26 protein-coding genes and 1 tRNA gene are annotated in these 25,808 nt (G+C 64.6%); 15 read left to right on the plus strand and 12 right to left on the minus strand.

Features of this window, described 5'->3' with window-relative positions:
* Positions 1 to 12: 12 nt before the first annotated feature.
* Positions 13 to 678 carry a glutathione S-transferase family protein gene (locus ACNJYD_RS00595; protein WP_439365059.1) on the minus strand — a complete coding sequence of 222 codons (666 nt, stop codon included), beginning with the start codon at positions 676 to 678 and terminating at the stop codon, positions 13 to 15.
* A gap of 184 nt (positions 679 to 862) precedes the next feature.
* Between ACNJYD_RS00595 and ACNJYD_RS00600 the strand changes: the two genes are divergently transcribed.
* The 4 genes from ACNJYD_RS00600 to panE all read left to right on the plus strand — a co-directional run bounded on the left by ACNJYD_RS00600 (position 863) and on the right by panE (position 4,631).
* The gene (locus ACNJYD_RS00600; protein WP_439365060.1) at positions 863 to 1,444 is read left to right on the plus strand and encodes a DUF2239 family protein; all 582 of its coding nucleotides are present in this window, start codon (positions 863 to 865) and stop codon (positions 1,442 to 1,444) included.
* Positions 1,445 to 1,533: 89 nt separating this feature from the next.
* A complete protein-coding gene (locus ACNJYD_RS00605) occupies positions 1,534 to 2,883 on the plus strand; it encodes an MATE family efflux transporter (RefSeq protein WP_439365061.1) in 1,350 nt (449 codons plus the stop codon).
* Positions 2,884 to 2,985: 102 nt separating this feature from the next.
* On the plus strand, positions 2,986 to 3,594 hold the full coding sequence (locus ACNJYD_RS00610) for a 2-hydroxychromene-2-carboxylate isomerase (RefSeq protein WP_172787857.1): 609 nt from the start codon (positions 2,986 to 2,988) through the stop codon (positions 3,592 to 3,594).
* 113 nt (positions 3,595 to 3,707) lie between these two features.
* Complete coding sequence (gene panE, locus ACNJYD_RS00615; protein ID WP_439365062.1) at positions 3,708 to 4,631, plus strand: 2-dehydropantoate 2-reductase; 924 nt, start codon at positions 3,708 to 3,710, stop codon at positions 4,629 to 4,631.
* 62 nt (positions 4,632 to 4,693) lie between these two features.
* Here the strand turns inward: panE and ACNJYD_RS00620 are convergent, their stop codons facing one another.
* The 4 genes from ACNJYD_RS00620 to ACNJYD_RS00635 form a co-directional block, all read right to left on the minus strand.
* Positions 4,694 to 5,287, minus strand: a complete 594-nt coding sequence (locus ACNJYD_RS00620; RefSeq protein WP_439365063.1) for a c-type cytochrome — start codon at positions 5,285 to 5,287, stop codon at positions 4,694 to 4,696.
* A 190-nt stretch (positions 5,288 to 5,477) separates the two neighbouring features.
* Entirely contained in the window at positions 5,478 to 6,752 is a 1,275-nt protein-coding gene (locus ACNJYD_RS00625; protein WP_172787854.1) for a PQQ-dependent sugar dehydrogenase, read from the minus strand.
* Positions 6,753 to 7,136: 384 nt separating this feature from the next.
* Positions 7,137 to 8,123, minus strand: a complete 987-nt coding sequence (locus ACNJYD_RS00630; protein WP_212257873.1) for an NAD-dependent epimerase/dehydratase family protein — start codon at positions 8,121 to 8,123, stop codon at positions 7,137 to 7,139.
* Positions 8,124 to 8,199: 76 nt separating this feature from the next.
* Positions 8,200 to 8,274 (minus strand) — tRNA-Gly (locus ACNJYD_RS00635).
* Positions 8,275 to 8,545: 271 nt separating this feature from the next.
* Here ACNJYD_RS00635 and trxA point away from each other — a divergent pair.
* Both trxA and ACNJYD_RS00645 read left to right on the plus strand, forming a co-directional pair.
* Entirely contained in the window at positions 8,546 to 9,469 is a 924-nt protein-coding gene (gene trxA, locus ACNJYD_RS00640; protein ID WP_172787852.1) for a thioredoxin, read from the plus strand.
* A gap of 81 nt (positions 9,470 to 9,550) precedes the next feature.
* Positions 9,551 to 10,228 carry an LON peptidase substrate-binding domain-containing protein gene (locus ACNJYD_RS00645; protein ID WP_439365064.1) on the plus strand — a complete coding sequence of 226 codons (678 nt, stop codon included), beginning with the start codon at positions 9,551 to 9,553 and terminating at the stop codon, positions 10,226 to 10,228.
* A gap of 13 nt (positions 10,229 to 10,241) precedes the next feature.
* On the opposite strand, the gene ACNJYD_RS00650 is transcribed toward ACNJYD_RS00645, so the two are convergent.
* The 4 genes from ACNJYD_RS00650 to ACNJYD_RS00665 all read right to left on the minus strand — a co-directional run bounded on the left by ACNJYD_RS00650 (position 10,242) and on the right by ACNJYD_RS00665 (position 14,440).
* Entirely contained in the window at positions 10,242 to 12,743 is a 2,502-nt protein-coding gene (locus ACNJYD_RS00650) for an EAL domain-containing protein (RefSeq protein ID WP_439365065.1), read from the minus strand.
* Between the two features lie 188 nt (positions 12,744 to 12,931).
* Positions 12,932 to 13,525, minus strand: a complete 594-nt coding sequence (locus ACNJYD_RS00655; protein WP_172787849.1) for a cytochrome b/b6 domain-containing protein — start codon at positions 13,523 to 13,525, stop codon at positions 12,932 to 12,934.
* 62 nt (positions 13,526 to 13,587) lie between these two features.
* A complete protein-coding gene (locus ACNJYD_RS00660) occupies positions 13,588 to 13,866 on the minus strand; it encodes a PepSY domain-containing protein (protein ID WP_197953526.1) in 279 nt (92 codons plus the stop codon).
* A 223-nt stretch (positions 13,867 to 14,089) separates the two neighbouring features.
* On the minus strand, positions 14,090 to 14,440 hold the full coding sequence (locus ACNJYD_RS00665) for a hypothetical protein (protein ID WP_172787848.1): 351 nt from the start codon (positions 14,438 to 14,440) through the stop codon (positions 14,090 to 14,092).
* Positions 14,441 to 14,530: 90 nt separating this feature from the next.
* Here ACNJYD_RS00665 and ACNJYD_RS00670 point away from each other — a divergent pair, with 90 nt between their 5' ends.
* Both ACNJYD_RS00670 and ACNJYD_RS00675 read left to right on the plus strand, forming a co-directional pair.
* Positions 14,531 to 15,061, plus strand: a complete 531-nt coding sequence (locus tag ACNJYD_RS00670; RefSeq protein WP_212257866.1) for a TetR/AcrR family transcriptional regulator — start codon at positions 14,531 to 14,533, stop codon at positions 15,059 to 15,061.
* 120 nt (positions 15,062 to 15,181) lie between these two features.
* Positions 15,182 to 15,379, plus strand: a complete 198-nt coding sequence (locus tag ACNJYD_RS00675) for a Trm112 family protein (protein WP_027535355.1) — start codon at positions 15,182 to 15,184, stop codon at positions 15,377 to 15,379.
* A gap of 196 nt (positions 15,380 to 15,575) precedes the next feature.
* Here ACNJYD_RS00675 and ACNJYD_RS00680 read toward each other — a convergent pair whose 3' ends face one another.
* The gene (locus tag ACNJYD_RS00680) at positions 15,576 to 16,796 is read right to left on the minus strand and encodes a ubiquinone biosynthesis hydroxylase (RefSeq protein WP_439365066.1); all 1,221 of its coding nucleotides are present in this window, start codon (positions 16,794 to 16,796) and stop codon (positions 15,576 to 15,578) included.
* A gap of 149 nt (positions 16,797 to 16,945) precedes the next feature.
* Between ACNJYD_RS00680 and tesB the strand changes: the two genes are divergently transcribed.
* Positions 16,946 to 17,809: an acyl-CoA thioesterase II gene (gene tesB / locus ACNJYD_RS00685; RefSeq protein WP_439365067.1), complete on the plus strand. Its 864-nt coding sequence runs from the start codon at positions 16,946 to 16,948 to the stop codon at positions 17,807 to 17,809.
* Here the strand turns inward: tesB and ACNJYD_RS00690 are convergent.
* Positions 17,806 to 18,669, minus strand: a complete 864-nt coding sequence (locus ACNJYD_RS00690; RefSeq protein ID WP_439365068.1) for a DUF4339 domain-containing protein — start codon at positions 18,667 to 18,669, stop codon at positions 17,806 to 17,808. The genes tesB and ACNJYD_RS00690 overlap by 4 nt on opposite strands.
* Positions 18,670 to 18,700: 31 nt before the next feature.
* On the minus strand, positions 18,701 to 19,591 hold the full coding sequence (locus tag ACNJYD_RS00695) for a DUF4339 domain-containing protein (RefSeq protein ID WP_439365069.1): 891 nt from the start codon (positions 19,589 to 19,591) through the stop codon (positions 18,701 to 18,703).
* A 248-nt stretch (positions 19,592 to 19,839) separates the two neighbouring features.
* Between ACNJYD_RS00695 and ACNJYD_RS00700 the strand changes: the two genes are divergently transcribed.
* The 6 genes from ACNJYD_RS00700 (at position 19,840) to ACNJYD_RS00725 (ending at position 25,805) form a co-directional block, all read left to right on the plus strand.
* Complete coding sequence (locus ACNJYD_RS00700; RefSeq protein WP_008142802.1) at positions 19,840 to 20,178, plus strand: P-II family nitrogen regulator; 339 nt, start codon at positions 19,840 to 19,842, stop codon at positions 20,176 to 20,178.
* Positions 20,179 to 20,312: 134 nt separating this feature from the next.
* Positions 20,313 to 21,614 (plus strand): ammonium transporter, encoded by a 1,302-nt coding sequence (locus ACNJYD_RS00705; RefSeq protein ID WP_172787843.1) that lies wholly within the window; start codon positions 20,313 to 20,315, stop codon positions 21,612 to 21,614.
* A 310-nt stretch (positions 21,615 to 21,924) separates the two neighbouring features.
* Positions 21,925 to 22,263 (plus strand): P-II family nitrogen regulator, encoded by a 339-nt coding sequence (locus tag ACNJYD_RS00710; protein ID WP_008142813.1) that lies wholly within the window; start codon positions 21,925 to 21,927, stop codon positions 22,261 to 22,263.
* A gap of 37 nt (positions 22,264 to 22,300) precedes the next feature.
* Complete coding sequence (locus ACNJYD_RS00715; RefSeq protein WP_212257864.1) at positions 22,301 to 23,749, plus strand: ammonium transporter; 1,449 nt, start codon at positions 22,301 to 22,303, stop codon at positions 23,747 to 23,749.
* 204 nt (positions 23,750 to 23,953) lie between these two features.
* Positions 23,954 to 24,358: a GFA family protein gene (locus tag ACNJYD_RS00720; RefSeq protein WP_172787841.1), complete on the plus strand. Its 405-nt coding sequence runs from the start codon at positions 23,954 to 23,956 to the stop codon at positions 24,356 to 24,358.
* Positions 24,359 to 24,590: 232 nt separating this feature from the next.
* Positions 24,591 to 25,805: an aminotransferase class I/II-fold pyridoxal phosphate-dependent enzyme gene (locus ACNJYD_RS00725; protein ID WP_212257863.1), complete on the plus strand. Its 1,215-nt coding sequence runs from the start codon at positions 24,591 to 24,593 to the stop codon at positions 25,803 to 25,805.
* Positions 25,806 to 25,808: the final 3 nt, after the last annotated feature.

Genomic DNA, 25,808 nt, shown 5'->3' on the forward strand with positions numbered 1-25,808 from the left:
GGGTGAGGGACTTTACCGCCCGACCTGATACGGCCCGCCCTTCTCAAGCGCGCGGTTGTACGCAGGCCGGGCGTGGATGCGCTCCAGGAACGCCATCGCCTTGGGATGGCCCTGCTCGAGCCCGCCGCGGGCTTGGGCGGCTTCGAGCGGAAAGCTCATCTGGATGTCGGCCGCGGTGAACTCGCTGCCGGCGAACCACTCGCTCTTCGCAAGCTCGCCTTCCCAATAATCCATGTGCTGCTTGATCTGCGGATTGACCAGCGCGGTCAGCGCCTGGTTGCAGACCTTGCGCACCAGCGGGCGCAGCAGCGCCGGCGCGCGCTTCGGCATCAGCGTGAACAGCAGCTTCAACAGCAGAGGCTGCATCGCGGATCCTTCCGCATAGTGCAGCCAATAGGTGTAGCGCAACCGCTCCGGCGTGTTCGCCGGGGGGATCAGCCGTCCGTTGCCATAGGTCGCGATGAGATATTCGATGATCGCGCCGGACTCGGCGATGGTGTTGCCGTTGTCGGTGATGACGGGCGACTTGCCGAGCGGGTGGATGGCGTGCAGCTCCTTCGGCGCACGCATGTCCGGCTGGCGCTGATAGCGCACGATCTCGTAAGGCACGCCCAGCTCCTCGAGCAGCCACAGCACGCGCTGCGAGCGGGAGTTGTTGAGGTGGTGAACGGTCAGCATCGCGGGGTCCTCAAGGCTTGGACTTAGGCTTAAACTTGGACGTGGGCGTGGTCCCGCGCCGTTGGTGCCAGCCCGGGAACACATTGTCGAGCCGTCGCTGCAGATATTTTCACCCGGGTATATTGACGCGGCGAATTTACCCGGGTATTAAACCGGCAGCTCGGTCAATATGGTAATGATTCCAATGCAAGGGACCTACACAGCTTTCGCCGGCCAGCGCCGGCTGGCCTCCGGCACGGCGGGCGATGTCGCGCTTGCCGTCAAACGGGCCACGCAGCCGCTGGACCAGCCGATCATCATCTTCGACGACGGCACGGGCCGGTCGATCGATTTCGACCTGCGCGGTGACGACCGCGAGGTGCTGGCCCGGCTTGCGAAGCTTGCCCCGCCGTCGGCTGAGGCGACGGAAGCGCCCGCAGAGCCGCGCGGACGCGGCCGGCCGAAGCTCGGCGTGGTCGCGCGCGAGGTGACCTTGCTGCCGCGGCACTGGGAGTGGCTCAACGCGCAGGCCGGCGGTGCTTCGGTCGCGCTGCGCAAGCTCGTCGACGAGGCGAGGCGCGCCAGCGGCGACAAGGACCGTGAGCGTCAGGCGCGCGATGCGGCCTACCACTTCATGTCGACCATGGCCGGCAACCTGCCGCAGTTCGAGGAAGCTTCGCGCGCGCTGTTCGCAGGCGACCGGCGGCGCTTCACCGGGCTGATCGCCGACTGGCCGGCCGATATCCGCGACCACATCGTCAAGCTCGCCTACAGCGACCGCGCTTAAACCGCGCATCGCTCTTCACAACCCCATCGACGGCCGAGCCGCGCATTGCGCGGCAACGGCTTCGCACGCCCTGATGAAAGGCCAATGCCATGTCTGCCGCAAAACCGCTCTGGACCACATTCCTCCGCTTCCTCGTCCCCCTGATGCTGGGCAACGCCCTGCAATCGCTGTTCGGCACCGTCAGCAACGTCTATCTCGGCCAGATGATCGGCGTCGACGCGCTCGCCGCGGTCTCGGCGTTCTTCCCGGTGATGTTCTTCCTGTTCGCCTTCGTCATGGGCCTGAGCACCGGCGCCACCGTGCTGATCGGCCAGGCCTTCGGCGCCGGCGAGCATGGCCAGATCAAGATCATCGTCGGCACCACGCTCGCCGCCGGCCTGCTGCTCTCGATCGCGATTGCACTCGTCGGCGGGCTCTTCAGCCGGCACTTGATGGTGATGCTCGCGACGCCCGCGGACATTCTCGATGAGGCCAGCGCCTATGCGCGCATCATGCTGTTGACCATGCCGCTCGGCTTCGTCTTCCTGCTGATGACGGCGATGATCCGCGGGGTCGGCGACGGACTGACGCCGCTGCTGGCGCTGGCCTTGTCGACGGCGATCGGCCTGATCCTGACGCCGATGCTGATCCACGGCACGTTCGGATTGCCGCCGGTCGGCATCACCAGTCCTGCCTGGGCGGCTACGACCGCCAACGCGCTGACGCTGATCGTACTCGCCGTCTATCTGCTGCGGAAAAAGCACGCGCTCGCGCCGGACGCGACGCTGCTGCGTCACCTGCGGCTGAGCGGCGCCGTGTTCGGCAAAATTCTCGGCATCGGCCTGCCGAGCGCGATCGGCATGGTGGTGATGGCGATTGCCGAGCTTGTGCTGCTCGGCCTCGTCAACGGCTTCGGCTCGAATGCCACCGCGGCCTATGGCGCCGTCAACCAGGTGATGGGCTATGCGCAGTTCACGGCGATGTCGATCTCGATCGCGGTCTCGATCCTCGGCGCCCAGGCCGTCGGCGGCGGCGACCGGGCCCGGGTCGACGGCATCGTGCGGATGGGCCTTGCGTTCAACATCGTCCTGACCGGCGGGCTGGTGGCGCTGATCTACCTTGCGCCGCGCGCGGTGCTCGGCATCTTCATCACCGACGGCGCCGTGCTGGACCTGGCGAAGGGATTGCTCAACATCGCCTTGTGGAGCTCGGTGCCGTTCGGGCTCGCCACCGTGTTCTCGGGCGCGATGCGCGGCGCCGGCGTCGCGTTGACGCCGATGCTGCTGTCGATCTTCGCGATTGCCGCAATCGAGCTGCCGGCCGCAATCATCCTCAGCCATGCCGTCGGCCTGACCGGCGTGTGGGCTGCCTATCCCATCGTGTTCTGCGCCATGTTGATTCTGCAGATGGGCTATTACCACCTGGTGTGGCGCAAGCGGGCGATCCCGCGCCTGATCTGACCGTCAAAGTATTATGACCGTCATTAAACGATGGACCTGTGGCGCGCCCTGCGCCACAATGAGGAAAAGCCAACTCAAAAAGCCAGGCCAGGGAGAATGATCTTGACCCGCACCGCCCCGCAATTCCTGTTCGATTTCGGTAGCCCCAACGCCTATCTCAGCCATCTGGCGATACCGGCCATCGAACAGCGGATCGGCGTCAAGTTCGAATATGTGCCGATCCTGCTCGGCGGCATCTTCAAGTCGACCAACAACAAGTCGCCGGCCGAGACGCTCGCCGGCATCAAGAACAAGCGCGAGTTCCAGCAGATCGAGACCGAGCGCTTCATCAAGCGCTTCCATGTCCAGCCCTATGTCTGGAATCCGCACTTTCCCGTCAACACGCTGAATTTGATGCGCGCGGCGATCGCGGCGCAGCTCGAGGGAGTCTTCGAAAAATATGTCGAGGCCGCCTTCCACCACATGTGGCGCGAGCCGAAGAAGATGGACGATCCCGAGATCGCGGCGAAGGCGCTGACCTCATCCGGCCTCGATGCGCAAAAGTTGTTTGCCCGCAGCCAGGAACCCGAGGTCAAGGGCAGACTGATCAAGAATACCGAGGAGGCGGTCGCCCGCGGCGCCTTCGGCTCGCCGACCTTCTTCGTCGGCAATGAAATGTTCTTCGGCAAGGAGCAGCTGCGCGAGGTCGAGGAGATGGTGAAGGGCGAGTAGGGAATGGCGAGTAGTGGAAACGTTACTCGCGTTTCGTCATCTGCTATCCTATTCGCTAGTCCCTATTCGCCATTCGCCATTGTCCGAAGAACGACAATAACGGAGCTTGTCTCATGCGTATCCTCGTGGTCGGCGCCGGCGCCATCGGCGGCTATTTTGGTGGCAGGCTGTTGCAGGCCGGCCGCGGCGTCACCTTCCTGGTCCGGCCGCGCCGCGCCGGCGAGCTCGCGAGCGCCGGCCTCGTCATCAAGAGCCCGAACGGCGATGTGACCTTGAAGAACCCGCCGACGGTTCAGGCCGACGCGATCAAGGACAAGTTCGACGTCGTGCTGCTCAGTTGCAAGGCGTTCGACCTCGACGATGCCATCAACTCGTTCGCCCCGGCGGTGGGGCCCAACACCGCGATCATCCCGATGCTCAACGGCATGAAGCATCTCGACACGCTGGATGCCAGGTTCGGCAAGGAGCGCGTGCTCGGCGGCCTCTGTGCCATCGCGGCGACGTTGAACGAAAAGCGCGAGGTGGTGCAGCTCCAGCCGATGCAGTCGATCACTTACGGCGAGCGCGACGGCGCGATGTCGGACCGGGTGAAGGCGATCGACGAGGCCTTCAGGAGCGGCATCAATGGCGCCAGCGCCAGCCAGAACATCATGCAGGACATGTGGGAGAAGTGGGTGTTCCTGTCTTCGCTCGCGGCAAGCACCAGCCTGATGCGGACGTCCGTCGGCAATATCCTCGCCGCGCCCGGCGGCCGGGATTTCCTGCTCGGCATGCTGGATGAGACCAGCTCGGTCGCTGCTGCATCGGGCTACCCGCCGGGCGGGCCGTTCTTCGAGCGCGTCAAAGGCAATCTCACCACCGAGGGCTCGCCGCTGACGGCGTCGATGTTCCGCGACATCAAGGCGGGCCTGCCTGTCGAAGCCGATCACGTCATCGGCGACCTCATCGCGCGCGCCGACGCCGCCAAGGTGCCGGTGCCGAAGCTGCGCATCGCGTATACGCATCTGAAGGCGTATGAGAGGCAGCGGGCGGGGTAGGGCGTCATACACCGCCGTCGTCCCGGGACGCGACGAGCATTGTTTTCCGAAACAGCTCCGAGCTATTTCAAATGCGCGAGATAGTGCGAGACGGCGGTGATCTCCTCGTCGCTCATGTGATAGGCGACGTCGGCCATCGCGGCGACGCCGCCGCCGACACGCTGGCCGGCTTTGTAGTCATGCAGCGCCTTGACGAGATATTCCTCGCGCTGGCCGGCGAGCCGCGCCACCGCCTTGGTGCCGGCATAGCTGTCCGTATGGCATGAAGCGCAGCGCCGGCCGGTCGCAACCTGCGCGCCCTTTTTCGACAGGTCGGGATCCCCGTCCTCGGCTCCCTTCGGCGGCGTCAGCGAGGCGAAGTAGGCACCGAAATTGCGGATGTCCTCGTTGGTGATCTCTTCGACGATCGGCTGCATCTGATCGTTCTTGCGCGAGCCGGCGCGGAAGAACACGAGCTGCCATTGCAGGAATTGATCGGGCTGGCCGGCGAGCGAGGGGATGTTCTCGGTCTGCGAGATGCCGTTTTCACCGTGGCAGCCGGCGCAGGCGGCGGCCTTCTCCTTGATCGCGGCATTGTCAGCGGCCTCGGCTGGGATGAAGGCGATCAATGCGAGCGATAGCGCGCCGATTGCGGACCAAGAGAACTGACGGCGCATGATTGGAGATCCGTTCTGTACTGCGTCATTCCAGGGCGCGTCACTTGGCGCGCGCCCGAATCCATAATCCACGTTCGTGGTTATGGGTTCCGGACTTGCGCGCAAGTGGCGCGCAGTCCGGAACGACAGCGTGAGGCTTCAAAATGAAAGAGGCTGCGGCCGTTACCCGGTCGCAGCCTCTCTCAGGTCGCTACTTCTTGCTGTAGCTGATGCGATAGATCGCGCCGGCCCAATCGTCGGCAACGAGGATCGATCCGTCCTTGGCAAGGATGATGTCGTTGGGACGGCCGAGATAGCCCTGGTCGCCCTCGAGCCAGCCAGAAGCGAAGATCTCCTGCTTCGGGTTTTTGCCGTCGGGCCCGACGATCACGCGCACGATGCGCGCGCCCTGGTACTTGTGGCGATTCCAGGAGCCGTGCTCGGCGATCAGGATGTTGTTCTTGTAGTCGGCGGGGAATTGGTCGCCGGTGTAGAACTTCATGCCGAGCGGCGCGACATGGGCACCGAGATTCAGCACGGGCGGCGTGAACTCGGAGCATTTGTGGCCCATCGCGAACTTGTCGTCGGGAAGATTGCCCTGATGGCAATAGGGATAGCCGAAATGCTCGCCGATCCTGTTGATCATGTTCAGCTTGTCCGAGGGCAGATCATCGCTGATCCAGTCGCGGGCATTCTCGGTGAACCAGAGCTTGCCGGTGCGCGGGTCGACGTCGGCGCCGACCGAGTTGCGGACGCCGAGCGCCCAGATTTCGGCGTTGCCGGTCTTGGGATCGACGCGCCGGATCTGCGACACGCTGGTCGGCGGAATGCCGATGTTGAAGGGCGGTCCGAACGGCAGGAAGAACCAGCCTTCCTTGTCGACCGCGATGTACTTCCAGCCATGCGCGGCATAGGACGGCATGTCGTCATAGACGACCTTGCCTTCGCCGAGATTGTCGAGCTTGTTTTCGGCATCGTCGTAGCGGATCAGCTTGTCGACCGCGATGACATAGAGCGCGCCATCCTTGAAGGCGAGACCGGTGGGCATGTTCAGGCCCTTGAGGACGGTCTTGACCTCCTTCTTTCCGTTGTTGTCCTTGATGGCATAGACGTTGCCGAGACCGAACGAGCCGACGAACAACGTGCCCTTGTCACCCCAGGCCATCTGCCGCGCGGCCAGCACGCCCGAGGCGTAGACCTCGATTTTGAAACCCGACGGCAGTTTGATCTTCTTGACGATGTTTGCGAGTTCGGCGTCGGAGGCGCCGGTCGGCGGGCCCGAAGGCGGCGCGAGTCCCTTCTGCGCCTCGGTCTCGTCGCCGAGGAACCAATCGTCCGGCGGATGGGTCCAGAATTCCTTGGTGCCGGATTCGTATTTCTTCAGCGGCTTGTTCTTGTCCTGTTGTTGCGCGTTGCCGGCACCGGTCCCCGCGAGAAGGGCCACGGCCGCAAGCGCCAACACGGATCGATGGAACATCGATATCATCGCATCACTCCCCTAAGGCAGCCGTGAGGGCTGCGCGTTATTTTGTTTTGCTAGTCGAGAGGCGAAGTTTTGAGCCCGTCGGGACGACAGACGCAAAAAGGTTAGCACATCTGCCCATCGTGAGAAGCGCGCCGGATGCAGCGCGGCTGCGCCCATCAAAAATTGAGACGGAATGTGAATGAACGGATGAACGCTGCGACGACCGCGTTCCCGCTGCAACGCGGAATCAAGCGCGCACGCGCATCGTCGTCAGGCGCTCCGCCGGGGTGGACATACAAAAGTGCGAAAACAACCCCATGCACCGTAGAAACGACGCAAGTTGATCCGCACCCGGTGGCGCCGGACAGTCATTTGAAGCGTCGAGCAAAATAGCAATTGCGGCGCTTACGAGGCGACGGGGTAGGGTCCGTCGTCAAACAGCGTGTCGTGATAGCCTTTCGATCCGACCTCGCGTGCCAGCGTGCTGCGGACATCGCGACCATCGCGCAGGCCGCGCAGCACATGCGCGAAGTCGAATTCGGGCCGCCAGCCGAGCTCCCGCCGCGCGCGCTCGTTGACATAGACCCTGTCGATCGCGGGGAAGAGTCGCCAGCCGCGCGCTGCATAGAGCTGCGCACACTCCGGATAGAGCTCGCGCACGACAGCGGCGGCATCGCGCGCCAGCGATCCGAGATGACGTTGCTCGAACGGGCTCGTCGCCGAGACGATGTAGCGGGCGAAGCCAATGCCGGGCGCGCGCTCGACGGCCAGCAGATGCGCGCTCACCGCGTCCGCGATATCCAGCCGGCGATAGAGCAGCTCATTGGCCTGCGCGTTCTCCAGCGCGTAGGCCGACCGCATCGCCGGATCGTCGTCGTCCTCCGGAAAGAAGCGCGAGGTCCGCAAGGTAACGACGGGCAGGGCGCGCTCGCGAAAGAACAACTCGCAGAGGTTCTCGGCCATCAGCTTGGTCGTTCCGTAGATGTTCTTCGGCACCGAGGGCAGCTCCTCGGTGACCCACACCGCGGCCTGTCCCGCCTCGGGCAGCAGCTGCGAGCCGAACGCGCTGGTGGTGCTGGTGAAGACAAAACTCTTCACGCCGGCCGCGACTGCCGCTTCGAGCAGGTTCAGCGTGCCTGACACGTTGGTGTCGACAAAGTCCTGCTTGGAATGGGTCGCCACATGCGGCTTGTGCAGCGTCGCGGTGTGGATCACGGCGGTGACGCCGTTCATCTGCTCCCGTACGAAGGCGGGATCGACGATCGAGCCGACGGCGTCGGTGAAGGGGGAGGGCTTGAGATCGAGCCCGCGGGCGGATGAGCCGCGCCCGCGGAGGGTTCGCAGAATCGCTTCCCCAAGGTGACCCGCGCTGCCGGTGACCAGAATTGTCATGTGGGACTCGAAACAGCCGCCAGTCGCGCGGAAAACCGCGGCCCGATCCGGTTCGGCTGGATGCTTTGGAGAAAATTGGAGCGGGCGAAGGGGCTCGAACCCTCGACCCCGACCTTGGCAAGGTCGTGCTCTACCACTGAGCTACACCCGCATCCTGTGTCGGTCGCGTGACGCGCCGGCAACGGCTGTCGTATGCCAAAAGCGGGAGGGGAATGCAACAGCTACCGGCGACATCAATTCGCATTTGAGGCCCTATGTGGGCCCCGAAGCTGGCCGAATCGACCGGAAACGTCCCGGAACCGGGGAATTGCGCGGCCTGGATTGAAATTCGGCCCATTCGGCCCAATTTAGGAGCCGACCACAAGCATATGACGCGGCGGCGTGCTAAAGAGCCGCCATTCCAGACATGACGAGGGAATCCCGTGACGATCATCGACCAGGGTAACGGAGCGGCGGGCCCGGCTGCGGCCGACCTGATCAAGGACACCACCACCCAGACCTTCGTGAAGGATGTCATCGAGGAATCGAAGCGCCAGCCCGTGCTGATCGATTTCTGGGCGGAATGGTGCGGCCCCTGCAAGCAGCTCACCCCCGTCCTGGAGAAGGCGGTGAAGGCGGCCAAGGGCAAGGTCAAGCTGGTCAAGATGAACATCGACCACCATCCGGCGATCCCGGGCCAGATGGGCATCCAGTCGATCCCGGCCGTGATCGCCTTCGTCAACGGCCAGCCGGCCGACGGCTTCATGGGCGCGGTGCCGGAGAGCCAGGTCAACGCCTTCATCGAGCGGCTGACCAAGGGCGTCACCGCGCCGGGCGAGGTCAACGTCGCCGAGATCGTGCAGGAGGCCGACGCGGTGCTCGCCGAGGGCGACGCGGCGGCGGCCGCGCAGATCTATGCCGAGGCGCTGCAGCATGATTCGACCAACATCGCGGCGCTTGCGGGCCTCGCGAAGTGCTACGCCGTCTCCGGCGCGATGGAGCAGGCCAAGCAGACGCTGGCCATGGTGCCGGAATCCAAGCGCAACGACCCGGCCGTGAAGGCCGTGCAGACCGCGATCGATCTCGCCGAGCAGGCGAAATCGCTCGGACCGGTCGCCGAGCTGGAACAGAAAGTCGCCGCAAATCCGCTCGATCATCAGGCCCGTTTCGACCTTGCCACCGCTCTCAACGCCCAAGGCAACCGCGCGGCGGCGACCGAGCAGCTGCTCGAGATCGTCAAGCGCGACCGCAAATGGAACGACGACGGCGCCCGCAAGCAGCTGGTGCAGTTCTTCGAGGCCTGGGGCGGCACGGATGATGCAACCGTCGAAGGCCGCAAACGTTTGTCGACGATCCTGTTTTCGTAACGGCCTTTTTTGAGCATGATCCGGAAAACCGCTCCACACTTTTCCGGATCATGCGCTAGCAACGCCAGTGGGACCGGGCAGATGCCGATCAACATCGAATATCGCGGGCCCGCCGACCTCCCGGAGATCATCCCGGTCTTTCCGCTGCCGGGCGCGCTGCTGCTGCCCCGCGGCCAGATGCCGCTCAACATCTTCGAGCCGCGCTACCTCGCGATGGTCGACGATTCCTTCCGCGACGGGCATCGCCTGATCGGCATGATCCAGCCCGACGTTGCGCATTCACGGAAGGATTCCGACAAGCCGGCGCTGTTCCGCGTCGGCTGCGTCGGCCGCATCACCCAGCTCGCCGAATCCGGCGACGGCCGGTACATCCTCGAGCTCACCGGCGTTTCGCGCTTCAAGGTGGTCGAGGAGCTCGAGGTGCTCACCCCCTATCGGCAGTGCAAGGTGGACTTCTTCGCCTTCGTCGACGACTTCACCGCGCGCATGGGCGAGGAGGATGTCGACCGCGAGGCGCTGCTGGCGGTGCTGGCGGACTTCCTGAAGGCCAACAATCTCAAGGTCGACTGGGAAGGCGTCGAGAGCGCGCCCAACGAGGCGCTGGTCAACGCGCTGGCGATGATGTCGCCCTATGGCCCCGCGGAGAAGCAGGCGATGCTGGAGGCGCCCGACCTGAAGACCCGCGCCGAGATCCTGATCGCCGTCACCGAGATGGACCTCGCCAAGAAGCGCACCAGCGGCGATCCGCCGCTGCAGTGAAGGTCCCGCCCGCCTAAGCGGCAAACTCGCCCGCCTCGGCCTTTCGGTCCACCAGCCGCGCGATCGTCGAGGCCCGCATCGGCGGGCTGAGATAGAAGCCCTGCGCCTCGACGCAGCCCTCTTGGCGCAGGATGTCCAGTTGCTCGGCGGTTTCGACGCCTTCGGCGGTGGACGTCTTGCCGAGGCTCGTGGCGAATTGGACCACGGCCCGCGCGATCCGATGAGGCTCCTCCATCGGACTGGACAGCTCGCTGACGAAGCTGCGATCGATCTTGATCTTGTCGAACGGAAACTTCTGCAGAAAGCTGAGCGACGAATAGCCGGTGCCGAAATCGTCGAGGGCAATCCGCACCCCGAGCTCGCGCAGCTGGCTGAGTGCTGCGAATACGGTCCCGCTGTCGTGCATGATGACGGTTTCGGTGACCTCGAGCTCGAGCCGGTCTGACGCAATCCCCGAAGCCGCCAATGCGCCCACGATCGTCGACACGAGCTCCCTGCTCCTGAATTGCGCTGGAGACAGGTTGACCGCGATCTTCAGGTCGGAACGCCATTTTGCCGCTTCGGCGCAGGCGGTTCTCAAGACCCATTCCCCCAGCGGCAGGATCAAGCCGGTTTCCTCCGCGACCGGAATGAATTCGCCTGGCGAGACAAGACCGCGCTCGGGGTGATGCCAACGCAGCAACGCCTCGAAGCCACAGGTCTCGCCGCTGTTCAAATTGACGAACGGCTGGTAGTGGAGCTCGAATTCGCTTCTCGCAAGCGCCTTCCGCAGATCCCGCTCCAGGTTGCGGCGCGCACGCAGGAGCTGGTCCAGCTCCGGCTCGAAGAAGCGGAATGCGCCACGTCCGGCGCTCTTCGCCGAGTAGAGGGCCAGATCCGCGCTCCTGAGGATCGTGTCGGAATCGGCGCCGTCCTGGGGTGCAAGGGCGATGCCGATGCTGGTGCCCACGATGACCTGATGATCGCCGAGATCGAACGGCGCGCTGAGCGCGGCATGGATCGCCTCGGCGAGAGAGGCCGCGTCCGCGGCCGGATTGGTCACGTAATCGACGATTGCGAATTCGTCGCCGCCCAATCGGGCGACGAACGTCGTCTCCCTGACGCAATCCAGCAAGCGCGTGGCGACCGAACGCAGCAGCAGGTCACCCGCCGGATGTCCGAGCGTGTCGTTGACCTCCTTGAAGCGGTCGAGATCGAGCAAGAGAACCGCCAAATGGAGGTTTCCGCCACGCGTATCGGCAAGAGCGGGCTCCAGACGCGCCTTGAGCAGCACGCGGTTCGGCAGCTCCGTCAGCGCATCATGTTGCGCCATGTAGGTGATCTTGGCTTCGGACCGGCGTTGCTCGGTGACATCCAGGTGCGTGGCCACCCAGCCGCCGCCGGCCATCGGCTGCCGCGTCACGCAGATCAGCCGGCCATCGGCGAACGCGTCGATGCGGCTCGACACGGCATGGATCGGCAGTGCATCGAGCTTGGCGATCTGCCGTTCGGCGGCGAAATCGCTGGCCTCGCCTTCGAGTATGCCGCTGGTGACGCGATGTCTGATGATATCGCGGTGCGGAGTTCCCGCGCGCAGCAATTCCGACGGCAGCCGGTACAGCCGGGCGTAACGCTCGTTGCAGATGACGAGCCGCTTCTCGGCGTCGAACATGCAAAGGCCCTCGACCATGTGGTTGATGGCCGTGTCCAGCCTCAGCTTCTGTTCCTTGAGGTCGTTCTGCGACCCTTCGAGCTGCTGCCGTGCGATGGAAAGCTGGCTGATGATCTCCTCGAACCTGGCGGTTCTGGTCGCCAGACGACGATCGGCAAGCACGCCGATCAGGCTCATCCCCAGCACGGACAATGCGACACCGGCGATGGCGAGCGCGAGGAAGGCCGGAGAAAGCGAAAGCGTATCGGTCGCGCGCGCCGGATCCGGTGTGATCTGCACGGCGCCCATGGCCGTGAAGTGATGCGAGACGATGGCGAGCGTCAGCAGGACGGCCGCGGCGAGCGTGCCCCGATAACCCTGGCGGGTGAGCGCGACCGCCAGCGCAGCGTAGCCGAGGCACATGCCCAGAACGATGGAGAGGAGGACGAGGTCGACGGACCAGGAGACTCGGCCCGGCACTTCAAGAGCCCACATCCCGATATAGTGCATGCTGGCAATGCCGCCGCCGATGATGATGCCGCCAGCCGCCGCGCGCCAGCGGCCGGACGTGACGACCGCGACGCCGAAGCCGACTGAGGTCAGCAGCATTGCCGCTGCGAGAGAGGACGCGGTCAACACGATGCCGTAGCCCGTCGTGACGCCGGGCTCGTAGGCGAGCATCGCGACGAAATGCGTGGCCCAGATGCCGTATCCGATGGCCGCGCCGGCAATGGCGATCCAGATCCACCGGGTTCTCGCGCGCGTCGCGATCGCGCGGTGAAAGATGCTGACCGCGACGATGCTGGCAACGAAGCAGACCAGGGCAGCGAGTACGACGAGCCGCCAATCGTGCTCGGTCGTAAGGCAGGAGAAAACGCGGAACATCCAGTCTCGCCTCATCGTCGATATTGTCGATGCTGGACCGGCTAATCGCCATTCGCGTTAATTTTGTGCCGCGCCTGATTGCACGCTTAGCGGCATGCTAACGTCGTCCGTAAAATTTGATCTGTCGGGCTAACGCGCTTCGCGCTTGTCGCGCGGGGAAACCGCTATGCGCGTTTCCGGCTCATGCTCTAAAGGTGGCCGCGGATGCGCTTGCGTCCGGTGATCATTGCGCGGATCAGGTTCTCGCGCTGCAGGATTCCCATCAGCATCACGCCAACGACGTGGAGCACGACCAGAACGATGACGGCATCCGATGAATAATGGTGAGCGTCTTCGACCCACCACACGCCGAAGAACGTGACGGTCACCGACATCGCTCCCGTGATGGTCGAAACGGCGAGCGAGGCCAGCAGCGCGACCAGCATCAGCGTGCCGGCGGGATTGAGCCCGATGTAGCGGCCGGTGATGCCGCGGCGCAGATTCCAGAGATAGCGGGGCGAGGCGCGCAGCCGGACGCCGACCATGCGGAAGCGCGAATAGCGGCTTCCCCAGACGCCCCAGACCAGGCGAAACGCGAGAAGCCCCAGCACGGTATAGCCGACCATGCGGTGAAGGCCGTCATAGACGGTCGGCGTGAACCACGCGGCCAGAACGCCGGCCGCGAGAGCCCAGTGCCAGAGGCGCAGCGGCAGGTCCCAGACAGCGATCGTCCGCGGCGCGGCTCGCTCGGCGGGGGTCCGGTCGGACACCCCGCGAGCTTCTGGCATCGCTTCTTCAATCAAGCAAAGACCATCCTCGAGCCCTGCTTTGCGCAGAACGCGTCGCGCAGCCGACCTATAGCAACCTACTTGGCGATCGTGTGCTTCAGGCTGAGATCTTCGGGGCTGTAGAACAGCTCGTAGAGCTTGCCTTCCTTGACGCCGTAGACCTCGTAGCAGGAGCCTTCGACCTTGGAGCGCCGCACCTCATAGCCCAGTGCCTTGGCCTTGGCTTCGGCTTCGCTGGCGGGCTTCCACGACGCCTTGTCGAGCTTGGTGCAATTCTTGAAACCGTCGGCCATGGCCGTCGATCCCGCGCCAATCCCGACCGTCAGTGCAATGGCAACAACTCGAATGACCTTCACGAACTTCTCCTCTCTGTCGTGGGCGCTGCGCGGAGCCGCGGAGCACACCGAAGGAAGCAAAGAGGGGGGTGAAGTCAACAATGAGGGGCTTGGTCCGCTTTAGATAAGTTCTATTGTAGAGTTTAGACTGGTTCTAACATGAGCCACAATGTGAGGGCTTCCTGCGGAGAATGCGGATCTTGCGCCACCGCTGCGGCCTTACGCCTCATCGGTGGAAGCGCAGCTAGTACCCGGCAACCGACATCACGACGACCGCACTGAGCGCCATCCACCCGAAATGCCGGCCGCGCGTCGCCCAGGCGTTGGCGAGGGCGGAAAGGCCGAGCACACAGGCCATGGTGGCGACGATCCAGTGGCGAGCCGGCTCCGATTGCATCCACGGCACCGCAATCAGCAGCATGCCACCGCCGATCCAGGCTACGGTCGAGGTCTGCCACACCAGCCGGATCAGGGTGCGGAGCCGCTCCGGCTCGATGCGCACGCGGGCGAAGACCTTGGCCTCGCCGAGGTAGCCGTGGATGAGGGCCGAGGCGATGGTCACGACGCCGGCGCACTGGAGCAGCAGATCACGCATCAACGCCTCCATACACTGATGTATGGATCGATAGCGCCTGGCCAGTCGCCTGTCAATACACTAATGTATGGTACGATTCCTGGAAGTGACATGAACCAACAGCTCTCCGCCGACGACTGGACCAGCCAGGGCCTCAAGGCACTGGCCAGAAGCGGCTTCACGGCGCTGAAGGCCGATCCGCTCGCCAAGGCCATGGGGGTGTCGCGCGGCAGCTTCTATTGGCATTTCGCCGATCTGGCCGCGTTTCACGCCGCGGTGCTGAAGCGCTGGCGCGAGATCGCGGCCGAGCAGATCATCGCCGACGTCGAAGCGGCCAGCGACGAGCCGCTCAGGATGCTGCTGCGGAGATCCTTCGGCGCGCGGCTCGACCTCGAGCGCGCCGTGCGCAATTGGGCGGCGTTCGATGCGAGCGCGCAAGGGGCGGTGCGCGCAATCGACCGCCGCAGGCTCGACTACATCGAAGAGCTGCTGCAAAAGCGTGGGCAGGCCCCGGCAACGGCGGTGGCCCGCGCGCAGATCCTGTACTGGACATTTCTCGGTTTCGCCCTGTCGGGCCCGTCAATCACGGCCGCGCGGCTGCAGGCCATGCTCGACGAGCTCCTGGCGATGGTCTGCGCCTAAAGCATGATCCGGAAAAGTGCGAAGCGGTTCTCCGGAAAGATCATGCGTAAACAACAACCTGAGGCCGTGATGGCGGGTGCGAATTTCTATGGTAAAGGCAGGCGAGTGCCGGAGACTCCCATGAACGCGCCCACCGAACGTCCCGAACCCAGCGTCGATCCAAAACTGCTGGAGATCCTGGTCTGCCCGCTGACCAAGGGCCCGCTGGAATTCGATTCCGCAAAGCAGGAGCTGATCTCGCGCAGCGCCAAGCTCGCTTATCCGATCCGGGACGGCATCCCGATCATGCTGCCGGAAGAGGCGCGCAAGATCGATTGAGGGGATGGCCGTATCGCACGACGGCCAGCAACACTCTCGCTGTCGTCCCGGGGCGCGAGGCGAGCCCGGGACCCATAACCACAGGGAGTGGTTATGACGCGAGCTGGTAACTCCGGGTCTTCGCCAAACTACATCCTGTGGCTATGGATCCCGGGCTCGCGCTACGCGCGCCCCGGGATGACAGGAGAGGTTGCGGCTACAACGCCTCGCCCTTCAACAGCCGCGGCACCTCGCCGGTGAGGCCGGCGGCCTGGCGGATGAAGAGGTTCTTCAGCGGCGGGGCGCGGTCGACGAGGCCGAGGCCGATGTCGCGCACCGTGCGCAACAGCGTCGACTGGTTGGAGAACAGGAAATTCAGCGAGTTGGTGGCGACGCCCATCGCCATCGTGTCGAAGCGGCGCCAGCGCTGGTAGCGTTCGAGCACGTCCGCCCCGCCGATATCCATACCCAGCCGCGCGGCATCGACCACCACTTCGGCCAGCGCGGCGACGTCCTTCAGGCCCATGTTGAGGCCCTGACCCGCGATCGGATGGATGACATGGGCGGCATCGCCGACCAGCGCAAGGCGCTCGGCGATGAAGGAGCGCGCGACGAAATAAGACAGCGGAAAGGCCCGCGGCTTGTCGAGCACCTTGACCTCCCCGAGATGCAGGCCGAAGCGCTGCTCGAGCTCCGCATGGAATTCCTCGTCGCTGAGGGCGATGATGCGCGCGGCCTCCGTGCGGCGCTCGGTCCACACCAGCGAGGAGCGTTTGCCGGTGAGCGGCAGGATCGCGAAGGGACCGGCCGGCAGAAAGTGTTCTTCGGCGCGGCCCTCATGATCGCGCTCATGGCCGACGGTGACGACGATGCCGGATTGGTCGTACTCCCAGCCATGGGTGGCGATGCCGGCGCGCTCGCGCAATTTCGAGCGCGCGCCATCGGCGGCGACCAAGAGGCTCGCCGCGATCACGCTGCCGTCGCCGAGCGTCACCTCGATGCCGTCGGAGCGCGCATCGTAAGACGCGACCGGGGTGGCGCGGAGATCGATGCCTTCGGCCTCCGCACGCACCACCAGCGCATCGATCAGCCGACGGTTCTCGACCATATGCGCGAAGGGCTCGCCCGGCGCGACGTCGCCGGCAAAGTTCAGGAACACCGGACGGGTGGCGTCCTCCAGTTTGGAATCGGTGACGACCATGTCGAGGATCGGCTGGGCCTCGCCCCGGACGTCGCCCCAGGCGCCGATGGTCTCGAACAGGCGGCGGCAGGCGGCGACGATCGCGGTGGCGCGTGGGTCGCGGCTCGGCCGCGTGCCGAGCGCGGGATCGGCGACGACGACGGGGATCTCGGGCCCGAGCCCCTGACGCAGCGCCAAGGCCAGCGCGAGGCCGGCAAACGCGCCGCCACCAATGACAATGCTACCCTGTACCGACATACCAAGCTTCCCGGTCAATTCTCGGTCTTGCTAGCAGACTTGAGCTGGGCGAAACAGTGCGGTGAAACGAGGGCGGCTAGCCCCATTGTGTCATTCCGGGGCGCGACAAAGTCGCGAGCCCGGAATGACGACTTCAGAGAGCTGTGTTCATGTCCAAAGGCCTGATCGACCTGATCGCGATCCTCGACCTCGAGCAGCTCGAGGTGAACCTGTTCCGCGGCAACAGCCCGAAGACGAGCTGGCAGCGGGTGTTCGGCGGCCAGGTGATCGGGCAGGCGATGGTCGCGGCCTGCCGCACCGTCGAGGGCCGGCTGCCGCATTCGCTGCATTGTTACTTCATCCTGCCGGGCGATCCGCAGATCCCGATCATCTACCAGGTCGAGCGTCTGCGCGACGGCAAGAGCTACTCGACCCGCCGCGTCACCGCGATCCAGCACGGCAACGCGATCTTCTCGATCATGGTGTCCTTCCACGCCGAGGAGGAGACTGCGTTCGACCACCAGGACAAGATGCCTGATGTGCCGCCGCCGGAAAAGCTGACGGCGGAGGAGGTGGCGAAGCAGCCGATGTTCAAGGAGATGCCGGACTTCATCCGCCGCTACTACGAATCCGATCGGCCGATCGAGCTGCGTCCGGTCGAGCTCGGCCGCTATTTCGGCCAGAAGATCGACGACGGCCGCATCCACGTCTGGATCAGGACCGCCGCGAAGCTGCCTGACGATCCGGCGCTGCACATGTGCGCGCTCGCCTATGCCTCGGACTTCTCGCTGCTCGATGCGATCATGGCGCGCTATGGCCGCACGCTGTTCGACAAGCGCATGATGCCGGCGAGTCTCGACCACGCGATGTGGTTTCACCGCCCGTTCCGTGCCGACGAATGGCTGCTCTATGCGCAGGATTCGCCGAGCGCGCAATCCGGCCGCGGCCTGACCCGCGGCTCGATCTTCAAGCCGGACGGCACCCTGGTCGCCTCCGTCGCGCAGGAAGGCTCCGTGCGCGAGCGGAAGTCTTAGATCGTTGCCCTCGTGCGCTCGACGAGCACGAACTGTGTCGTGCCCCAGGCAAAATACCAGCGCAGCAGCCACGGGATCGGAATGATGAAAAGGCATCCGAGAAAAAGCGCGAGGGTGCGCCAAAGCAGCTGAAGACCGCTGGCGGCGAAGATCATCTCGCGCCGCGTTCCGCTGACGTGACGGCAGATCCACCGCGTCCACGCGGCCAGGACCCAGGCCCAGCCGACGATCGTGAACACGGCGAGGATCATGAGGATCTGCCAGCCAAGGAAACTCCAGACGCTGCCGGTGAACGTCATCGGCAGCATCTGACCGTTCGAGCTGATATTGGCGACCACCCAGCGTATGAGCACCCAGGACAAGATCGCCTGAATCGGTAGCGTCAGGATCTGAAGGGTGCTGTCGATATGGCCCAAATAGGCCGCCAGCGCCATCCCGATGAAGACGTACCAGAGGTCTCCAACCTGGCCGGTAAAGGCAAGGTTCGGCCGCCGCGGAACGTGCATGCGCGGGAAGAGCCAGCGATAATAGCCTGTCCCGGTCCAGGGCGACGGGATCACAAGGAGACTACCTAGGATCAGCAGAATCCACCATCCCAGGAACGACCAGACGGGAAGGTCCACCGATAGCGGACCACCGCTGGCACCGCCCGAACCGCCATCGACCGGCAAGGACGACGGCGCGGCGCCGGGAATGAGCCCCGGCACCTCGCCGGCCTTCTGCCAGCCCGCCATCCCTTCAGCCCAGACCAGCGTATCGGCGGTCACTGCGCCCTGGGCGATGAGGTCGCGAAATTGCGCCTCCGGAAACGGACCATTCTGCTTGCCGCCGGATGCGTGAAACCAGATGCGATTCGACATCTCGTCTGCTCGCTAGCGAAAGCCAGCGGCGTCACATGGCTGCCTGCGAGCCGCGCGGCGCGAGCTCGGTCTGCGAGGCGAACCAGTTCATGATCCAGCGATACACCCACGGGATCGGGATGATGAGGCTGCACAGGATCGCAGCCACGATGCCGCGCCAGAGAATGTCGAGACCCGAGCCCTTGAAAACGATCTCGCGCCGCGTACCCTCGATGCTGCGGCAGAACCAGCGCATCTGGGCCGCGGCCACCCAGGCCCAGCCGATGATGGTGATGATGGAAATCGCGAACAGCAGATTCCAGCCGACATAGGCCCAGACCGAACCGGTGAAGCTCAAGCCCAGCGGCTGCCCGTTGGAGGCGAGGTTCGCGATCATCCATTTGATCAGCAGCCAGTAGAGCACGATCTGGACGATGAACAGCAGATTGCTCAGCAATTGGCTGCCGACGAAGCCGAGCGCGATCGCCAGAACGATGAAGCCGAAAAACCAGGGCACCAGCGTCATCGCGCTGCCGGTGAAGCTGAGATTGGGGCGCCCGGGGACCTTGATGCAGGGCACGATCCATTTCGTGTACCAGACGAACAGCCACGGCACCGGGATAATGAAGCACGAGCCGATCGCGAGCACGAGCGTGCGCCAGGTGAAGTCCCAGATGCCGAAATCGACGCCGAGTGATCCGCCGCGCACTGCGCCGCCATAACCACCGCCACCCATCATCGGGGGCCCGCCGCCTGGGACCATCGGCGGCGCGCCGCCACCAATCAGGCCGGGAATTTCGGCGGCCTTCTGCCAGCCGGCCATGCCCTCGGTCCACACCAGCGTGTCCGGACGCACCACGCCCTGGGCGACGAGATCGCGGAATTGCCCTTCCGGAAAGGGCCCCTGCTGCTTGCCCTCGGATGCGTAGAACCAACTCGCCATGGAACGTCCCCCTCGAACTTACGTATGTACCGGCCGGGACGCCTGGGTTCACCGCATCCATGCCAAAAATGCATTGTGAAGGATGAACAGCTGCCCTGTACAGAGGCGGCCGTTCACATGACCACCCTTGGCCAAACGTTTTTCCGCTTCAATCTGCAACTTTTTTGTGCCATTTGCCCGGAAAGATGCCAGATTGACGCAGCGCCGGGGACATACGGCGCGGCGCATCCCGGGGAATAGGCCAGACCATGAAACTCGTCGTCGCGATCATCAAACCCTTCAAGCTCGATGAGGTCCGCCAGGCCCTGACGGCAATCGGCGTGCACGGCATGACCGTGACCGAAGTGAAGGGCTATGGCCGGCAGAAGGGCCACACCGAGATCTATCGCGGCGCCGAATATGTCGTGAACTTCCTGCCGAAGCTGCGCATCGAGATCGCGGTCGCCTCCGACGTCGCCGACAAGGCGGTCGCCGTGATCACCGCGACGGCGCGCACCGGGCAGATCGGCGACGGCAAGATCTTCGTCACGCCGATCGACCACGCGCTGCGCATCCGCACCGGCGAGACCGACAGCGACGCGCTCTGACTTTTTGTTTTGACGCGTTTTCTTCACGCGAACCGGTATCCACTTCGCTCGAAAACGCTCTGACACGACTGCTTCGATCGCACCGGGCAACGACGCCACAGCGTGCGACGCCAATTGATGCCGGGGGGAATGACATGGCGGGATTGTTGCGCCGCGCAGCTGCTATGGCTGCGCCAATCGGATTTGTGTCCGTCGTAGCTTCGCCGGCGCACGCGGCGGCCAATGAGATCAACACCGCCGACACGGCCTGGATGATCGTCGCGACCGCGCTGGTGCTGATGATGACGATCCCCGGGCTCGCGCTGTTCTATTCCGGCATGGTGCGCAAGAAGAACGTGCTCGCCACCATGGCGCAGAGCCTCGCCGCGGTGACGCTGATCTCCATTCTCTGGGTGGCGTTCGGCTATTCGCTGTGCTTCGTCGGCGACGGCCCCTGGATCGGCACGCTCGATCGCTGGTTTCTCGCCGGCATGACCTTGGACAGCGTCAACCCTGCGGCCAAGACGATCCCGGAAGCGCTGTTCATGCTGTACCAGATGACATTTGCCATCATCACGGTGGCGCTGGTCGCAGGCTCGGTCGCCGACCGCATGCGGTTCTCGGCGTATCTCCTGTTTTCCGTCGCCTGGTTCATCTTCGTCTACATTCCGCTGGCGCACTGGGTGTGGGGCGGCGGCTTCCTCAACAGCATGGGCGTTCTCGATTTCGCCGGCGGTCTCGTCGTGCATCTGTCGGCCGGCACCGGCGGCCTCGTTGCGGCCAAGGTGATGGGACGCCGTCACGGCTACGGCACCGAGAATCTCTCGCCGTTCGATCTGTCGCTCGCGGTGATGGGCACCGGCCTGTTGTGGGTCGGCTGGTTCGGCTTCAACGGCGGCTCGGCGGGCGCGGCCAATTCGCGCGCAGTGATGGCGATCATCGCGACCCATCTTGCCGCCTGCGCGGGCGCGCTGACCTGGGGCGCGATCGAGTGGTCGACGCGGCGCAAGCCCTCGGTGCTCGGCATGATCTCCGGCGCGGTCGCAGGTCTCGGCACCATCACGCCGGCCTCCGGCTTCGTCGCGCCATGGCACGGCATCGTCATCGGCATCATTGCCGGTGCGGTCTGCTACTGGGCCTGTACCTGGCTGAAGCACCGCTTCGACTACGACGATTCGCTCGACGTCTTCGGTGTCCACGGCATCGGCGGCCTGACCGGGACCCTGCTCGGCGGCGTGTTCGCCACCAGCGCCATCGGCGGCACCGCTGGCCTGCTGGAGGGCCATCCGCAGCAGCTCCTGATCCAGTTTTACGGCGTCGCCGTGACCTTCGTCTGGTCGGCGGGCGTCAGCTTCATCCTGCTCAAGCTGGTCGGCCTGTTCGTGCCGTTGCGCGTATCCCGTGAGCACGAGCTCGAGGGACTGGATATTTCGCAGCACGGTGAAGCCCTGCAATAGGCGCTGCTACTACGTAATTACCTTCCTGCTGCCCGACACGTGAGCAACATTGTGTCGGGAGGCTGTCCTGCCCTCATTTTGAGCAGGTGTGATCACCTTTTAAGCGCGACGTAATAGCGCACTACATTGCAGCACCCGTCAAACGCGAAAACGCCCGTCTTCATAGTCCGTTAGGCAACACGCCTGATCTGGCACGGCATTTGATTCTAGGGGTCCCGGCTGTGCCCGCGTAGTGAAACTTCTCCCTCGTGGCGAACCAGTCGAGAACGCCCGGCCACGTCCGGACCGGGCCCAAGCGGGGATAGGACCCATGAAAATTGTTATGGCGATCATCAAGCCATTCAAGCTTGAAGAAGTCCGTGACGCCCTGACCGCCATCGGCGTTCACGGTCTCACGGTGACGGAAGTCAAGGGGTATGGCCGCCAGAAGGGCCATACGGAAATCTATCGCGGCGCTGAATATGCCGTGAGCTTCCTGCCCAAGATCAAGATCGAGGTCGCTGTCGCCTCCGACCAGGTCGACAAGACCATCGACGCCATCACGTCCGCCGCGAAAACCGGACAGATCGGCGACGGCAAGATCTTCGTCATCAACCTCGACCACGCCGTGCGCATCCGCACCGGCGAGGCCGATGCCGCGGCCCTCTGATTTCGCGCTCAACCTTATCCAAGCAGGAGTAAATAATATGACGTTCAAGCGTCCCCATGGCGCGGGATTGGCGGCTCTCGCAGTCGGCCTGTTCGCTGCGACCGCAGCCTACGCCGAGCCAACGGTCAACAAGGGAGACAACGCCTGGATGCTGACATCGACAGTGCTCGTGCTGTTGATGACGATCCCCGGCCTCGCACTGTTCTACGGCGGTCTCGTCCGTTCCAAGAACATGCTCTCGGTCCTGATGCAGGTGTTCTACACCGTCTGCGTCGTCACCGTGATCTGGGCCGTGTACGGCTACAGCCTCGCCTTCACCGGCGGCTCCGACTTCATCGGCGGCTTCTCCAAGGCCTTCATGATGGGCGTCACCACCGATTCGAAGGCCGCGACCTTCTCGGTCGACGCCAACATCTCGGAGCTCATCTACATGTGCTTCCAGATGACCTTCGCGGCGATCACGCCCGCCCTCATCGTCGGCGCCTTCGCCGAGCGCATGAAGTTCTCGGCGATCGCGCTCTTCATTCCGCTCTGGGTCACGCTGATCTACTTCCCGATCGCGCACATGGTCTGGTACTGGCCCGGCCCGGACATGATCCAGGACGCTGCCAAGGCGCTCGCTGCGGCGGGTGATGCGGCGGCGAAGACCGCGGCACAGGCCAAGCTCGACGAGATCAACGCCGACGCCGGCTGGATCTTCAAGATGGGCGCCATCGACTTCGCGGGCGGCACCGTGGTGCACATCAACGCCGGCATCGCAGGCCTCGTCGGCGCTCTCCTGATCGGCAAGCGCGTCGGCTACGGCAAGGAGCTGATGGCTCCGCACTCGCTGACCATGTCGATGATCGGCGCCTCGCTGCTCTGGGTCGGCTGGTTCGGCTTCAACGCCGGCTCCAACCTCGAGGCCAGCGGTGGCGCTGCGCTCGCCATGACCAACTCCTTCGTCGCCACCGCGGCCGCTGCGCTGTCGTGGATGTTCGCGGAGTGGATCATCAAGGGCCATCCCTCGGTGCTCGGCGTCATCTCCGGCGCCGTCGCGGGCCTCGTGGCCGTCACGCCTGCCGCTGGCTTCGCCGGCGTCATGGGCGCGATCGTCCTCGGCCTCGTGGTCGGCGTGGTCTGCCTGTTCTTCTGCACCGTCGTGAAGAACGCGCTCGGCTACGATGACTCGCTCGACGTGTTCGGCGTGCACTGCATCGGCGGCATCGTCGGCGCCATCGGCACCGGCATTCTCGTCAACCCCGCCCTCGGCGGCGCCGGCATCATCGACTACACCGCGATCCCGCCGAAGGTCGCCGACTACGACTTCGCGGTTCAGGTGCTCGCTCAGCTCAAGGCTGTCGCCACCACGCTGGTGTGGTCGGGCGTCGGTTCGGCGATCCTCTACAAGGTCGTCGATGTGATCGTTGGCCTCCGCGCCAATGTCGAGAGCGAGCGTGAAGGGCTCGACATCACCGAGCACACCGAGCGCGCCTACAACATGTAACCCTCTCCTCCCGGGCGCGGTCTCTTCGGAGACCGCGTCCACAACTACGGTTCGGGCACATACCCGGCAATGCCCTGACCGTTGAGGGGCTCCGGCGCAAGCTGGAGCCCCTTTCTTTTGACCGGGGCGTTGAAGAAAAGGATTGCCATTCCGCGCGGGCGGCGCAGAAATATCGACCACAAAGATAACAAACGGGAGGTCGTCATGCGTTTGGAAGGCGGATGCTATTGCGGCGAGGTGCGCTACGTGGCCGAGGGCGATGCGATGATGCAGGCGCAGTGTCATTGCCGCGAATGCCAGTACATCTCGGGCGGCGCGCCCAACACCTTCATCGCGATGCCGGCGGCCGGCTTCACCTACATCACCGGTCAACCCAAGCAGTTCCGGCGCAAGGACCTCGAACGCCCCGTCACGCGCGAATTCTGCGCCGAGTGCGGCACGCATCTCGTGACCAAGGTTCCGGGGCTGCCCGCCGCGATCCTGAAGGTCGGCACGCTCGACGAGCCGGCGCAGTTCCAGCCGCAGATGGCGATCTACACCTGCGACATGCAGGAATTCCACACGATCCCCGAGGGCATGAAGACGTTCGAGAAGCTGCCGGGGCGCTGAAGCCGCCATGACGGTGCGCTCCCTCTCCCGCAAGCCAAGCGGGAGAGGTGGGGGAACCAGCCCGCCCGGTCGCTCCCATCCTGTTGTTGTCCGGCCCGATTATTCCCGCTCTGGACGCGGGCGGCGGCCGATGGTTAATCGCGTCTTAACCTCGCCCTATCTATGGTGAACTGAACCGCTTCCCGCCGGCGCCTTGGTGCGACCGGCCGTTCCAAGAGTACTGGCGCCCAGAATGGTCATGACCGCTTCATCCCGTGCGCCGCAGGCCAGTGGAAGCTCCGATTCCGAACGCTCGCCCTTCGTCCGGCTGAATGAGCTCTTGGCCCCGCACCAGCCGGGCAAGCCTTTGATTTCGCTTGCGGTCGGCGAGCCCCAGCATCCCGTGCCCGATTTCGTCGGGCCGGTGCTGGCCAAGCACATCGCCGATTTCGGCCGTTACCCGATGAACCAGGGCACCGAGCCGTTCCGCAACGCCGCCGGCGCCTGGCTGTCATCGCGCTTCAAGCTGCCGCGGTCGCTCGACCCCAAAACCGAGATTCTCGTCCTCAATGGCAGCCGCGAGGGGCTGTTCCTCGCCGCGATCGCGGCCGCCCGCTATGTCGGCCCGCGTCCGGGCAAGCCCGCGATCCTGATGCCGAACCCGTTCTATCCGGTCTACGGCGCAGGCGCTCTTGCGGCCGCTTGCGAGCCGATCCATCTGCCGACGACCGTCGAGAACGGCTTCCTGCCCGATCTCGACGCCATCGACGAAGCGACGCTGGCGCGCACGGTGGCGTTCTACCTGGCTTCGCCCGCCAATCCGCAGGGCTCGGTCGCGAAGCCCGATTATTTCAAGCGCTTGAAGCAGCTCGCCGACCGCTATGGCTTCGTGATCCTCAGCGACGAGTGCTATTCCGAGATCTACACCCGCGAGGCTCCCGGCAGCGCACTGGAATGCGCCGGTCCCGACTTCACGCGCGTGGTTGCATTCCAGTCGCTGTCCAAGCGCTCCAACCTGCCGGGCCTGCGCGTCGGCTTCGCCGCCGGCGACAAGAAATTCATCGGCATGTTCCTCGAGCTGCGCAACATCGCAGCACCCCAGGTGCCGGTGCCGCTCCAGCATGTCGCGACTGTCGCCTATGGCGACGAGGCGCATGTCGAGGAGAATCGGCGGCTGTACCGGATCAAGTTCGATCTCGCCGACCAGATCATCGGCAATCGTTACGGCTATCGCCGGCCCGATGCCGGCTTCTGCGTCTGGCTCAACACCTCCGAGATCGGCGACGACGTGTCGGTGACGCTCAAGCTGTTCAGGGAAGCCGGCGTGCGCGTGGTGCCCGGCAGCTTCCTGGCGCGACGGCAGCCTGACGGATTCAATCCCGGCGCAGGCTATATCCGCCTTGCGCTGGTGCAGGACGGCGAGACCACGGCGCAGGCGCTGCACCGGCTGGTCGAGACTCTGGGTTAGGCG

This window comes from Bradyrhizobium sp. SPXBL-02, assembly GCF_051853065.1.
Lineage (GTDB): Bacteria > Pseudomonadota > Alphaproteobacteria > Rhizobiales > Xanthobacteraceae > Bradyrhizobium.